This is a genomic window from Bradyrhizobium sp. SSBR45G, assembly GCF_030159255.1.
Classification (GTDB): domain Bacteria; phylum Pseudomonadota; class Alphaproteobacteria; order Rhizobiales; family Xanthobacteraceae; genus Bradyrhizobium.
On sequence record NZ_BSCT01000006.1, the window covers coordinates 172,722 to 185,043 of the forward strand.

General features: G+C 61.6%; 13 protein-coding genes. 9 read left to right on the forward strand and 4 right to left on the reverse strand.

Annotated elements, in window-relative coordinates:
* Positions 1-41 precede the first annotated feature (41 nt).
* A complete protein-coding gene (locus tag QQL87_RS10435) occupies positions 42-422 on the reverse strand; it encodes a hypothetical protein (protein ID WP_284417431.1) in 381 nt (126 codons plus the stop codon).
* 270 nt (positions 423-692) lie between these two features.
* Between QQL87_RS10435 and QQL87_RS10440 the strand changes: the two genes are divergently transcribed.
* The 4 genes from QQL87_RS10440 to QQL87_RS10455 are packed head-to-tail and all read left to right on the forward strand — an operon-like array spanning position 693 to position 3,732.
* On the forward strand, positions 693-1,802 hold the full coding sequence (locus tag QQL87_RS10440; RefSeq protein ID WP_284417432.1) for an SMP-30/gluconolactonase/LRE family protein: 1,110 nt from the start codon (positions 693-695) through the stop codon (positions 1,800-1,802).
* Positions 1,799-2,413 carry a hypothetical protein gene (locus QQL87_RS10445; RefSeq protein ID WP_284417433.1) on the forward strand — a complete coding sequence of 205 codons (615 nt, stop codon included), beginning with the start codon at positions 1,799-1,801 and terminating at the stop codon, positions 2,411-2,413. The genes QQL87_RS10440 and QQL87_RS10445 overlap by 4 nt, the downstream gene beginning before the upstream one ends.
* Complete coding sequence (locus QQL87_RS10450) at positions 2,413-3,249, forward strand: VOC family protein (RefSeq protein WP_284417434.1); 837 nt, start codon at positions 2,413-2,415, stop codon at positions 3,247-3,249. The genes QQL87_RS10445 and QQL87_RS10450 overlap by 1 nt, the downstream gene beginning before the upstream one ends.
* 60 nt (positions 3,250-3,309) lie before the next feature.
* Positions 3,310-3,732 carry a putative quinol monooxygenase gene (locus QQL87_RS10455; RefSeq protein WP_284417435.1) on the forward strand — a complete coding sequence of 141 codons (423 nt, stop codon included), beginning with the start codon at positions 3,310-3,312 and terminating at the stop codon, positions 3,730-3,732.
* A gap of 125 nt (positions 3,733-3,857) precedes the next feature.
* Here QQL87_RS10455 and QQL87_RS10460 read toward each other — a convergent pair whose 3' ends face one another.
* Positions 3,858-4,487 carry a response regulator transcription factor gene (locus QQL87_RS10460; RefSeq protein WP_284417437.1) on the reverse strand — a complete coding sequence of 210 codons (630 nt, stop codon included), beginning with the start codon at positions 4,485-4,487 and terminating at the stop codon, positions 3,858-3,860.
* Entirely contained in the window at positions 4,478-6,925 is a 2,448-nt protein-coding gene (locus QQL87_RS10465; RefSeq protein ID WP_284417438.1) for a PAS domain-containing sensor histidine kinase, read from the reverse strand. The genes QQL87_RS10460 and QQL87_RS10465 overlap by 10 nt, the downstream gene beginning before the upstream one ends.
* 409 nt (positions 6,926-7,334) lie before the next feature.
* Between QQL87_RS10465 and QQL87_RS10470 the strand changes: the two genes are divergently transcribed.
* The 4 genes from QQL87_RS10470 to QQL87_RS37250 all read left to right on the forward strand — a co-directional run bounded on the left by QQL87_RS10470 (position 7,335) and on the right by QQL87_RS37250 (position 10,073).
* Complete coding sequence (locus QQL87_RS10470) at positions 7,335-8,096, forward strand: alternative oxidase (protein WP_284417439.1); 762 nt, start codon at positions 7,335-7,337, stop codon at positions 8,094-8,096.
* A 21-nt stretch (positions 8,097-8,117) separates the two neighbouring features.
* On the forward strand, positions 8,118-8,798 hold the full coding sequence (locus tag QQL87_RS10475) for an alpha/beta fold hydrolase (protein WP_284417440.1): 681 nt from the start codon (positions 8,118-8,120) through the stop codon (positions 8,796-8,798).
* Positions 8,795-9,451, forward strand: coding sequence for an NAD(P)H-binding protein (locus QQL87_RS10480; RefSeq protein WP_284417441.1), 657 nt, complete (start codon positions 8,795-8,797; stop codon positions 9,449-9,451). Before QQL87_RS10475 ends, QQL87_RS10480 begins: the two co-directional genes overlap by 4 nt.
* 217 nt (positions 9,452-9,668) lie before the next feature.
* Positions 9,669-10,073 (forward strand): hypothetical protein, encoded by a 405-nt coding sequence (locus QQL87_RS37250; RefSeq protein ID WP_349817262.1) that lies wholly within the window; start codon positions 9,669-9,671, stop codon positions 10,071-10,073.
* A gap of 195 nt (positions 10,074-10,268) precedes the next feature.
* Here QQL87_RS37250 and QQL87_RS10490 read toward each other — a convergent pair whose 3' ends face one another.
* Complete coding sequence (locus QQL87_RS10490; RefSeq protein ID WP_284417442.1) at positions 10,269-11,165, reverse strand: GNAT family N-acetyltransferase; 897 nt, start codon at positions 11,163-11,165, stop codon at positions 10,269-10,271.
* Between the two features lie 233 nt (positions 11,166-11,398).
* On the opposite strand from QQL87_RS10490, the gene QQL87_RS10495 reads away from it, so the two are divergent.
* Positions 11,399-12,322, forward strand: a complete 924-nt coding sequence (locus QQL87_RS10495; RefSeq protein ID WP_284417443.1) for a 2-hydroxyacid dehydrogenase — start codon at positions 11,399-11,401, stop codon at positions 12,320-12,322.

Here is a 12,322-nt window from a genome sequence, read left to right on the forward strand (position 1 = left end):
TTGCCGTCCTTGTCTCTTTCTTCAACAACCAGCAGCTTTGCCTAGATAGCGTCGACGAAGCCCTTCGTGAATTGACCGATTTGCTTTGAGCCCGCTCGAGTCCCATCCTTGAGCATATGGTTGGCGAAGAGCGACAAGCCTTGATCATAAAGTCGTTGGGTCTTGTGATCGATCTCTTTCCATTTCTGATGCGACTTGAAGATGCTCACCAGCCAATCAAACGTCCCTGGGACAAGCGAAGGCGGACCAAGGTCGGTCAGTCCTCGCGAGCGCCAGCTGTCGAATGCTGGAAGCAAGACCGTTTCGGCTCGCTCTACTGCAGCCGTGTAATCCTTGCCTAATGCCTCAGCTTTGATCTCGCAGCCCTGCTTGCGTGACCAGGTCGGTGGCTCGAAAAAGTAAGCCCATCGCCCATTCTTCAACGGCTTGCGCCGGCAGCGTTTTCGCGCGCACTAGTGGATCGAGCTGGCATCACCACGCTGAGGTCCTGCGTCGCCAGGCAGCGGAGCTGTCTAGCTCGCAAGCCTATTCCGCAAAGTGCCGCGCAATCGCGATCTGTACCAACGTCTAACAATGATACGACCAAAGCATATTTTTTGGCGACTGCTGACCGTTTCATATCGACCCTGCAAAGGCTTAGCCTCGTCGCGTGCCATTTGGCTGACGAACGCCGACGAGTAGGGAGGTAGGCCGTGTCTGGATGGACGCTGGCAGCGCTGATTGCATCGAGCTTGGCCGCCTTTCTCTTCGGCTACCTCGCCCTCTTCCCTGTTCCGGCATCGCCAGTCGTTTGGGCTGCTCCCCCGCCGCCGGGGTTCACGGGCAGATTTGCTCCCAATCGTCGTCTCGAGCACCTCCGGATGATCGCTCTGGGCGGCCAGGTCGGACCAGAGCATGTCACCATAGCGCGGGACGGTCGAGTTTGCGCCGCGATGACGAGTGGGGCGATCGTTTGCTTGGATCCAGATGGACAAGACTTGAAAATCCTCGCCGAGACCGGCGGTCGTGTTCTGGGTATCGCTTTCGATGCGAGCGGAAGGATGATCCTCGCCGACGCCATGCGCGGCTTGTTAGCAATCGATGCGGCGGGAGGAATCTCGGTTCTCGCCGAGCAGGTGGCGCCTGGCGATCCGATCCGCTACGCGAATGCTCTCGACATTGGGCCCGATGGAACGATCTACTTTACCGATTCGTCTACGCGCTTCGCACCGAGAGAATGGGGCGGCACTTATCAGGCCAGCGTGCTCGACATCATGGAGCAGTCAGCCACCGGCCGCGTGCTGGCCTATGATCCTCGAACGGGCCGCACTGTGATCGTGGCACGCGGCTTTTCCTTCAGCAATGGGATCGCTGTTTCGGCAGACGGGCAGTTGCTGTTCGTCAGCGAGACCGGCCGTTACAGAGTCTGGAAGGTCGCGAGCAGTGCCAGAAATATCGGGATCGGCAATGGCACGGATCAGGCGTCGGTTCTGCTCGACAATCTTCCTGGTTACCCTGACAACCTTACGCGCGGCGAGGGCGGCCGCTATTGGCTAGGTCTGTTTCGTCCGCGCAACCCGGCCGCTGACCGCCTTGCGCCGTATCCCTTTCTCCGAAAGGTTCTGCTGCGGTTGCCGCGCGCCCTTCTCCCGCTGGGCAAGCCATATGGTCATGTCCTCGCGTTCAATGAGCACGGAGTCATTGTCGAAACCTTGCAGGACCCCTCTGGAGCGTATCCCGAAACGACAGGCGCAACGGAATTTGGAGGGCGCCTGTATATCCACAGTCTCACTGCGCCTTCTTTGGGGTGGTTGTCCCTATGAATTGGCACATGTGCTTGCTAGGCGCGGCGGTGGTCGCATCGCTTGGAACTTCAGGAGGTAGTGCCGGACAGCCGCGCGATACCGATCGCGGTCGTGAAGAGATCTTCATTCTGCGAAGCGTCCGTGAACCAGCTGCGGCACACGCTGGGTTCTGTGCGGCGGAGCGCATCGGCTTCGCTCCGTTTACCCATGACGCGGAACGGCTTTTCAGCTTCTGGAGCGTGCGCGCCGATCGGGCCGGCAGGGTGTTAAACGGGCATCGGCGTCGTGTTGCGACGCTGCGCGGCTGCTTCGGGGCCACAGACCAGGCCGCGCGGCAATACTTCCATGCCGATATCGAACTGGGACAGCTGGCGATGAAGGGACGGGGCGAGTGCCAGGCCCTGTTGCTCGACAACCCCGAGAAGGGGCTTTTTCCGGTCCACTGTCATCTGATCCTCAGCGGACTGCGTGCGCCGTATGTGGGCGGAACGCTGACCACGAACACGATCACGAGCCGGGCCCCGTTGGGATCCAACAGCGACCCTCCGGGCTACATGCAGGCGTCGATCGCCACCATCCGTCTTTGGAAGCAAAGTCCAACCGTGTTGAGGGATGAAAGGAGGCCATGATGCAGGGAGATACGGATATGGCTCGACGAACATTGCTGCAGGCGGCAATTCCAGCGGTCGTTGGGGGTCTTTCGCTTTCTTCGAACGCGGCTTCTGCCCAGACTGGATCACCCGCTGGTGGTCCGGCTCGCGATGGCGGTTCGCTCGGCGCCCGCCTGAAAGGCGTTCAGCACTTCGGTGTGACGGTTCAGAACATGGATCGCGCCTTCGAGTTCTACACCGAGGTGCTCGGCGGCACGGAGGTGATGCGCGATGGTGACTTTTTCGGCGACGCCATTCACAACACGTTGTTAACAGATCAGGTGATCGAGGCGGCCCGCCGCAACGTCAATCCAATGACCATGGGAATCCCGGATCTACGTAGCGGTGCCCAAAGGCTCGATGTGCGGTTCGTTCAATTCGACAACGTGGTGATCGAGCTGCTTCAGTACCGCGATGCCGCACAGCCGAGCGGCCATGGCGCAGCGTTCGCCGAGCCTCTCGATTACATGAGTCCGGCCTTCCCACGCATGATGCATATCTGTTTTTATATCGGTGACGATGTCGACTTCAACCGCTTCATTGCCGATCTCGAAGCTGAATCGGCGCGCCGCGGCATGGTCCAGGTGCGTGCCAACCGGGTGATCAGCGTCGCAACCGAGGAGGCGCGGCGGGCCGCGTCGATAACGAGCAACAGTAATGGCATCACCGAAGGCAAGTCTAACGGCTGGAGGCTGATCTACTGCAAGGGCCCTGAAGGTGAGCAGTTGGAGTTCGTTCAGGCGCTCGGTCCGGTGAAGCAGGTGTTCGACAGAGCGGTCGCAGCGCGTCGGCAGCCTGGCGCCGGCCGCCTTTAAGAGTCGCCCCCGCAACTGGGCGGCCATTACAAAAACCTCAAACCTCGCATGAGGTGCACTATGCGTACACTCGTTCGACTGATGATGGCAGCTCCATTCGCTGCAATAATGTTCACACCGGCGTTGGCGGAGGATCATTCGGACATCTGGTACGCCGAGATCCCGTCGACCGCCTACGCCGTTGTGGCCGAAGTCCAGGCCAAGCCCGGAAAGGAATCGGCGTTGCGCGATGCGACGGTTCCGCTGATTGCGAAGGTTCGGGCTGAGAGAAACAATCTTCTTTATTTCCTGCAGGAAGATCAGGAACGACCTGGGCGCTTCGTCTTCTATGAAATGTTTCGAAGTCTGGACGATTTCGAGGCGCATAACCGCACGCCGCATGTGCAGTCGTGGTTTGCGATCCTAGATGATCTTGCCGACGGTCCGGTCAAAGTGACCCGCCTGCGCCTCCTCACGAACCATGCCGCAGAGATTTCTCGATGAACGGGCTGGTCGTGGCGAACGGAGGCCGCCTGCCGATCGGTCGCGGGGCCTTAGACCGCCCCAAATGGAAGTCCGACCAACGACATGCTTGCGCATCAAAGAACGCAGGCCAATGAACACTGGTGTCATCCGACGTTCCGCAAGGCGTCCGCCATTCGAACGAGTTCGACAATCGAGGAGGCCTTCATCTTCTGCATCATGTGGCCGCGGTGCAGCTTCACGGTTGCCTCGACGACGTCGATCTCGGCGGCGATCTGCTTGTTGAGCTTGCCCGATACGACGAGCGTCATGATCTGGCGCTCCCTGTCCGTAAGTGTCGCGTAGCGCGCGGACAGTTCGGCTAATTTCCCCCCGTCGTCGCGCTGTTGTTCCTTGCGGGCCAGGGCACGATTGATCGCCTCAAGAAGATCCTGTTCTCGGACCGGTTTCGTGAGCACGTCGACAGCACCGTTCTTCATGGCGCGGACGGCCATGGCGACGTCGACATGCGCGCTGACGATCACGATGGGGGTGAACTCGCTGGCGCGGATCAGTGCGTCCTGGAATTCAAGGCCGCTCTGCCCTGGCAGACGGATGTCGAGAACGAGGCAGCTTGCCCTGCTTCGACATTCGCTCGCCATGTAATCCCGCACCGAGCCGAAGGCTTCGACGGCGAGCTCGACCGACTCGAAGAGGCCACGGAGCGCCTCGCGGACCCCCTCGTCGTCGTCCACGACGGCGACGAGGGGGGGCAATGCGCGGTCGGTCACCGGCATGGGGTTGCCTCGGAAATCATCAATGGAAGAGTGAACGTGACGACGCATCCGTGGGGCTCCTGGTTGGCGGCGCTGATCTGTCCTCCGTGCGCCTCGACGATCCTCCGTGAGATCGCAAGGCCCATGCCGAGGCCACCGGGCTTGGTGCTGAAGAGCGCGTCGAACATGCGCGCCTGCAGGCCGCTCACGATGCCAGATCCATTGTCAGCAACCCGAACGACGACCTGATCGTCAGATGCGATCGTCCATCGTACCCAAAGGTGACGCGATGGAACACCTATGTCGCTCATTGCTTCCGCGCCGTTCATCATCAGGTTCATGACGACCTGCTGCAATTGGATGCGGTCAGCCCAGACCGTGACCGGCATATCGGGTCCCGCTAGAAAGAGGGCGACGCTGCGCCGTTGCAGTTCGGGACGGACCAGTCGAGCAACGTCCTCGATCGTGCGGCGCAGATCGACGCGCTCCATGCGGGGAGGCGATTTGTCCACCATCGCCCTGAGCCCCATGACGATGTCTCCCGCCCTGTGCCCGTCACTCACCACGCGCTCCGCGGCCTCGCGGGCCTTTTGCACGTCCAGCCGTGCGTCGCTCAACCAGCGAAGACAAGTGCTGGCATTGGTGACGACGGCCATGAGGGGCTGGTTGATTTCATGCGCGATCGAAAGGGCCAGTTCGCCGATGGTGTCGACGCGCGTCATCCGCGCGAGTTCGCTCTCGATCTGATGAAGTTGGGCCTCGGCTCTGATCCGATCGTCGATGTCAATGTTGACACCGAACCATTGGGTCAGCGCGCCATTTTCGTCATGGAATGGATTGGCTCGGATCAGAAACCAGCGGTAGTGGCCATCTGCGCGGCGCAGCCGGGCCTCGATTTCGGCGCTCGTGCCTGATTTCACGGTGGCATCCGCGAATTCGATGACTCGTTGCCGGTCGTCCGGATGAATGTGGTCGTGAAATCCGGTTCCTAGAACGTCCTCAGGGTGCATGCCCGCATAAGCCAGATACTGCTCGCTCCAGAATGTCGTGCCGCCGCGGGTATCTGCGGCCCAGACCAGGCCCGGGATCGAGGAGATGATTTGGAGCAATCTGTGTTCGCTGGTTCGGAGGGCGGTTCCGCTGACTTTCAGGGCCAGCTCTGCCTGCTCCAGATCCTCCATGTCGACAGCGACCCCGAACCAGCGAACCGCGCCGTTGGCATCGGTGATCTTGCGTGCCCCGAAATGAAACCAGCGATACTCGCCGTCCCACCGGCGGATGCGGCCGCGGTTCGTGGCGAAGTCGCTGTTGAGATCTTCAGACCAGCGGCGCAGCATCGGCTCGACGTCGTCGGGGTGCCAGCAATCGATGTACCCCCAGTCGAGAATGCGCTCGGCCGGCAGACCGACATAGTCCTGATATTGCTTATTGATGAAGTCCGCGCTGCCATCGAGTCTGGCCGAGAACGCGAGAATGGGCAGCGAGTCGATGATGAGGCTGAGATTTTGCTCGCTGGCCGCCAGGGCGGCCTGGCTGGCTTTCAGCGCGTCGGCGGTCCGCCTGCGGTCCTCAACGTCGGTGATAACGCCGTACCACCTGACCACATTCCCTGCCGAATCGACGATTGGATTTTGCCGGAAGGCAAACCAGCGATATTCTCCATCCTTCCGCCGGATGCGTCCCTCCACGTCATGCCCGCGACCGGAGGCCATCGTCCGTTGCCAGGTTGACAGAAGGTTGTCGCGGTCGTCCGGATGGAAAATTGCGTAAAAATTGAGGCCGCCAACGGCATCGAAAGTGTCTCCGATATAATCCAGGAAGTACTGGTTGACGAACTCGACCATGCCGTCCGGCGTTGCGGTCCAAACCAGGGCGGGTATGGTGTCGATGATGAGGCGAAGGCGGTGTTCACTTTCTGCGAGTTGGGTGCCAGTGAGCTCGTCCGTGCGCGAGGGATCGAGGAGCAAGCGTTCACTCTGTGCGCGGATCTCGCGGCAGGCGAGGGCGGCCTGCATGGCGGCCAGTGACAGCAGGGCTTGTTCATCCTGATCCGGAAAGGCGACCCTGCGCGACCCTGCCACGATGTCGCCGATTGTCGCGACGGCGCCCATGGACACTCGGGCGATCTGCCAGCGATCGGCACCGATAGCGATCGACGTCGCGGAGCCTCTTTGACGATCGTCGGCTTCCAAAACGGCCGATAGCGCGACACGCAGGGCCGATGCGTCTTTGGGCGCAGTTGCCGTTGTGCTGACCCTCAGGAAGATATGAGACGTCGCGCTGAATCTGAGACCGATGAAGTCTAGCTCAAGCAGACCCAGAAGTGCGTCCAGAACGGAGCCCGCAATTCTGGTCGGATCGAAGCGTTCCCATTGTCTGCTCAGAGAGGCGAGCCTGGCCACGCGATCTGACATCTGCATGAAATCAATCGCGGTCGGGGACCTGCTGTCAATCTTCACGATCGCCTCCAACGCGCGACGAGCGTGCGACCTTCGGGACCGGCGACGATGCTTGTCGTGAGGGTACCCTGCGGCCGCGCTGTGCGCCAACTCGACTAAGGTAGATCATCCCCTCGACCTAAGCATATGCGCTGAATACCCGCAGGTCTTTGCTTGGCGGCGCACGCCCTCCTAGCGTGTGCCATGTGCGATCAACTCTGACTGTCGATGGCGTACCCCACTGGCATGCCAGCGACATCCCATCTTCGGACATGTGAGCCAATCAATGGCCATCTGTCGTTCACCGGGGCCGTTACCATCGCCTTCCGCTCCAGACCAGGGGGCGGACGATGGCGATTGCGGTGGCCGCGGCGGGACTCCGCTTCTGAAGCGAGGCGAGGAGGCCGTGCGCCCTTCCAAGGAGAACCGGATGCCGGATACACCGAACCAACTGCCCGTCCATCGTTTACCAAAAGGGGTCTCTGACCGCTTTGCGCTCGGCTTCACGAAAGTCCTGCGCTTCGGTGCCGACACGTTCTTTGCAAAACGCTACGGCCACCGCGCCGTGGTGCTCGAGACCGTTGCCGCGGTCCCCGGCATGGTGGCCGCAACCCTGACCCACCTGAAGTGCCTGCGTCACATGTCCGACGATCATGGCTGGATCCACTCGCTGCTGGACGAGGCCGAGAACGAGCGCATGCACCTGATGACGTTCGTGGAAATCGCGAAGCCGACTTGGTTCGAACGTATGATGATCCTGGCGGCTCAGTGGGTGTTTTACCTCGTCTTCTTCGCTCTCTACCTCGTGGCTCCGCGCACGGCTCATCGCGTAGTCGGCTACTTCGAGGAAGAGGCGGTCTGGAGCTACACCTTGTACCTCCAGGAGATCGATGAGGGACGAAGCGCCAATCCGCCGGCGCCGGAAATCGCGAAAAGGTACTGGAAGCTCGCGGAGGGCGCGACGTTGCGCGACGTTGTGCTGATCGTTCGCGCCGACGAAGCGCATCACCGCGACGTAAATCATGGGTTTGCCGACACCTTCGATGGGCTTCAGCTGGATCTGAGCCGGATCGCACTGGCGCCGCCGCACGAGCAAAGCCTGGGGATCTTCCACCTCGCCGCGGGACAGAAGGCGTTGAGCGCGATCACCGACGATGCTGCGCCGAGTGGCGCTCCGCAATCCGTTTTGTAGCAAGCGCCTGAAAGGACGGCCGTGCAAAACATCGTGCTCGTTCACGGGGCGTGGGTAGATGGTGCCAGCTGGCAATCGGTCTATCGCATTTTGGACCAGCGGGGCTATGCGGTGAGTATCGTTCAGAACCCGCTGACCTCGCTCGAAGACGATGTCGCGGCTGCCCGTCGCGTTCTGGATCGCCAGAGCGGTCCCGCTCTGCTGGTTGGCCATTCCTACGGCGGCGCCGTCATCACCCACGCCGGGGTGGCGGACAATGTCGCGGGCCTCGTCTATGTGGCTGCCTTCGTCCCGGATATAGGCGAGTCGGTAACGTCCCTTCTCGGGGGCGGGCCGGCAGCGCCGCTGCAGTTGTCGCAGGATAACTTTCTATTCTTCGATACGGGACGTTTTCCTCAGGCTTTCGCACACGATTGTGGACCGTCTCAAGCCGCCTTCCTTGCTGCATCGCAGGTTCCAATCGCCGCCAGGGCCTTAGGTACTCCCCTTTCCCAGGCGGCATGGAAGAGCCGCCCCTGCTTCTACTTGCTGACCACCGATGATCGGATCATTCCACCGTTAGTCCAACGCCAGATGGCGTCCCGCGCCCGAGCCGAGCTTTGGGAAGTTGCAGCGAGCCATGCGGTACACATCTCGCGACCGATGGCGGTCGCGGACGCGATCGACCAGGCGGCCCGAAACACCATAGGTCGTCCGCGATGACGAAGCTGCTGATCTGCGGAGCAACAGGAGTGGTTGGATCGCGCGTCCTCGCTATCGCTCTTTCGGATCCGCGCGTTGCACGGGTCGTCGCGCCAACCAGGCTTCCGGTCGCGGCGCACGTGAAGCTCGAAAATCCGCCATTCGATCGATGGATCGTCCAGCCGCAAGAAAGTCGATGGCAAGCGGAGAGTGCCGTTTGCGCGTTAGGTACGACGCGGGTCAGGGCTGGTTCCCCAGCCGCCTTCAGGGCGGTCGATTTCGATCTGGTGCTGACAGTTGCGCAAGACGCTCGAAGGTCGGGTGTTGAACGGTTCGTTTTGGTGTCGTCAGTGGGCGCCGATCCTCGGTCCTATTTTCTTTATACGCGGACGAAAGGGGAAGTTGAGGCTGCTGTGAAGCAGCTTGCCTTTCCGTCGCTGACGATCGTGCGTCCCGGCTTTTTGGATCAGGAGCGTGTGGAAAGTCGTCCGTTCGAGGATCTTGTGAGATTGATGCTACGCATCGCGGAGCCGGTCCTCCCAATGTCGGCCAGAGCGAGCTCGGTCGATCGAGTGTCGAGACTATTGATCGAAGCGGCAGTAAGTGCCGAACGCGGTACACATGTCATAGGTCCGGAGTCGTTGGGGCGAGAAATGCACCGCTTAGACAAATGACGTCGAATCATGTCCGGCATAGCCAACGTCAATCAGCGAAAGCAGCCGCTGAAGGCATCGATCAATGTGTCGTTCTTGACGCAAGAGCGGCGTTGCTTGGTCGAGCTGGAAAAGCTTGTTTCGGCCTTAGGGGCGCCGTCGTTGTATCTCTTGAAAAGGCAGCCCTGGCGCCGAATTTGACGATATGCTCACAATGGTTGAGTGGGGGGAGCAGCTGTTGAGCGGTTCACCGCGGCAAGTGATGAGCGCGAGTAGCGACGGCGTCCGTCCGTTGCTCAACAGTACCTTGTTTCTCGGAGTCGGCACCGCCTTCATGCTCGCTAACTGCGACAAACCGTCGGATCATGCGGCGGCAGCTCCCGCGCCGTCGGTGACCGTGGCCCAGCCGACGAAGCGGATGGTCACAGACTGGGATGAGTTCACGGGCCGTTTCGACGCCGTAGAGCAGGTGCAGATCCGCGCCCATGTGACGGGTTTTGGGACCAAAGTGGCATTCAAGGACGGCGCTATCGTCAAAGTCGGCAACCAAGTCAAGCTGCTCGGCGCCGAATGCGTCACGATCGCCTACCGCCGCTCGAAGTCCGAGACGCCGGCCTCGACCTATGAGCAGGAGGTTGCGTAGGAGCCGGTTCCCGGACCAATCTGCAATCGCCGCTGACGCGGTGCGATATTGAGGGGCTCGAAGTTGCGGGCCCAAAAGCTCGGCATTCCAATTCTCGACCGCCGATGCGGCACCGCAGCGGCATGCCGACTCCACGTCGCCCAGGACTGTATCCAGAACTCGTATCGCGAGCTGGCTCTGATCGGTACGCAGGGTCTAGCCGAAGGCCTGACTGACCACTCCATAGCTCATCGGCGATTGCTTACAGCGCAGGTAGGCACCCTTCATGTCGCTCCACAGCGACATCGTGGTGACGGCATCGAACAGAGCAAGCCCCGCGCGAGCGAGAAAGTCGCGGAACTCGCCATTGGTCCGGTGAGTGTCCAGCCTCAGGAATTGGCCAGCGTGAGCCGTGACATGCGGCTCCACCACCGCGATCGCGTCGCTGTCGTTCGAGGCGACCACCGGGCCGACCACATGGCCGCGTCCAAACCGCCGGCAGATCGCGAACGCCTCCAGCCGTCCCGCTCGAAACAGGCCAAAGCTGCGCGACTGGGCAAACAGCGCGGTCATGAGCTCGCTTCTCCGCAAACCATAAGCGGACGCGTCGAGATTGATCAGCGCCGGCAGATCCGCCTCGGTCAGTGTGCGGATGGCGTCCTTTGCAACGGATGCTGCGAGCCGGCTGTTCACTTCACCCTGGCATTGAAACAGCGTTTGTTCGCGCTTGAAATCGAGTGACCGATAGAGGCGGTAGGCGGCGCGGGTGGCGTTGAGGCGCAGCGTGCGGCCGCCGCATTCAGCCATCACGCGCTTCATCAGCCATTGGCCTGTGCCAAGCGCCTGCAGACGTGGCGAGGTGATCACCATCCCGACAGCGGAAAATCCATCGCTGTAGGGAAACCACATCGCCGATCCCAAGGCGCGACCGATCTCGTCGAGCGCGACGACGCCGCGTCCCATGCTGCGCATGAATTGCCAATCCTCCGCGCGGTGCGGCCACTGGACGGCGATCGACAAGGCGAGCAACTGCGCGACGTCGACGCTGTCGATATCGGCCAGGTGCATCTCGAATACGTCGACGATGCGCGACTCGACGTCCGGACTGTCCATGCCTGCTTTCCCTGTCGGCCGTTCGTTCCGCCGGCCATGCCTCAATCGGCCCCGATGAGGCGCAAGGGAAGCATGGTGCCGTCACGCCGGCATATTGACGCTTCTGAGATCAATCTTCGCAACATTCTTCTCAATCCTGTTCTGCATTCAGCACAGACCATGGGCCGTCCCCGCTATGGTCTGAAGGCAGGCGAGGGGGCACAACCAGCCCGATCGGCCGTTCGGATGACCGCATGACCTTCCTATTCAACTCCGATGCCAAACGTGGCGCGATCTTTCGCGAGGTGCTTGCCCGCGAACTGCCGGACCTGCCCTTCGAGATCGATCCGACAAAGGCGGATCCCGCGGCGGTCCGCTACATGATCAGCTGGCTGGTGCCGCCGGATCTCGGCGTCTATCGCAACCTCGAGATCCTGTTCTCGATCGGCGCCGGCATCGACCAGTTCAACGCCGCCTCGGTGCCCGCAAAGATCAAGATCGTCCGCATGGTGGAGGACGGCATCGTCAGGATGATGCAGGAATACGTCACGCTGGCCGTGCTGGCGCTGCATCGGAACTGGCCCGTCTATCTCGATCAGCAGCGCCAGCAGCTCTGGCGCGCCGTCCCGCAGCCCCAGGCGCAGGAGCGGCGTATCGGCGTGCTGGGCTTGGGGCTGCTCGGGCAGGCGGTGCTGGAGCGGCTCAAGCCGTTCGGCTTTCCATTGTCCGGCTGGAGCCGCAGTCCGCGCGCGATCGACGGTGTCACGACGCATCATGGCGCTGACGGCCTCGACCGGATGCTGGCGACGACCGACATCCTGATCTGCCTGCTGCCGCTGACGGATGAGACGCGTGGCCTGCTCAATGCCGAGCTGTTGGCCAAGCTGCCGCAAGGGGCGGCACTGGTGCAGACCGGTCGCGGCGCGCAGCTCGACCAGGCGGCGCTGCTCGCTACACTCGACAGCGGACATCTCTCGGGTGCCGTGCTCGACGTGACCGATCCCGAGCCGCTGCCATCGGATCATCCGCTGTGGCGGCATCCGCGCGTCCTGATCACGCCGCATGTCGCGAGCGTCACGCAGCCGGAAACGGCCGCGCTCGCCGTGGCCGAGAACATCAGGCGGCATCGCGCCGGGCTCGATCCGGTCGGTCTCGTCGACCGCAGCCGCGGCTACTGA

Excerpts from the sequence above, each read along its gene's own strand:
- QQL87_RS10445 (WP_284417433.1), top strand. The coding sequence starts at position 1,799 with ATGAATTGGCACATGTGCTTGCTAGGCGCGGCGGTGGTCGCATCGCTT.
- QQL87_RS10450 (WP_284417434.1), top strand. The coding sequence starts at position 2,413 with ATGCAGGGAGATACGGATATGGCTCGACGAACATTGCTGCAGGCGGCA.
- QQL87_RS10455 (WP_284417435.1), top strand. The coding sequence starts at position 3,310 with ATGCGTACACTCGTTCGACTGATGATGGCAGCTCCATTCGCTGCAATA.
- QQL87_RS10460 (WP_284417437.1), bottom strand. The coding sequence starts at position 4,487 with ATGCCGGTGACCGACCGCGCATTGCCCCCCCTCGTCGCCGTCGTGGAC.
- QQL87_RS10470 (WP_284417439.1), top strand. The coding sequence starts at position 7,335 with ATGCCGGATACACCGAACCAACTGCCCGTCCATCGTTTACCAAAAGGG.
- QQL87_RS10480 (WP_284417441.1), top strand. The coding sequence starts at position 8,795 with ATGACGAAGCTGCTGATCTGCGGAGCAACAGGAGTGGTTGGATCGCGC.
- QQL87_RS10490 (WP_284417442.1), bottom strand. The coding sequence starts at position 11,165 with ATGGACAGTCCGGACGTCGAGTCGCGCATCGTCGACGTATTCGAGATG.
- QQL87_RS10495 (WP_284417443.1), top strand. The coding sequence starts at position 11,399 with ATGACCTTCCTATTCAACTCCGATGCCAAACGTGGCGCGATCTTTCGC.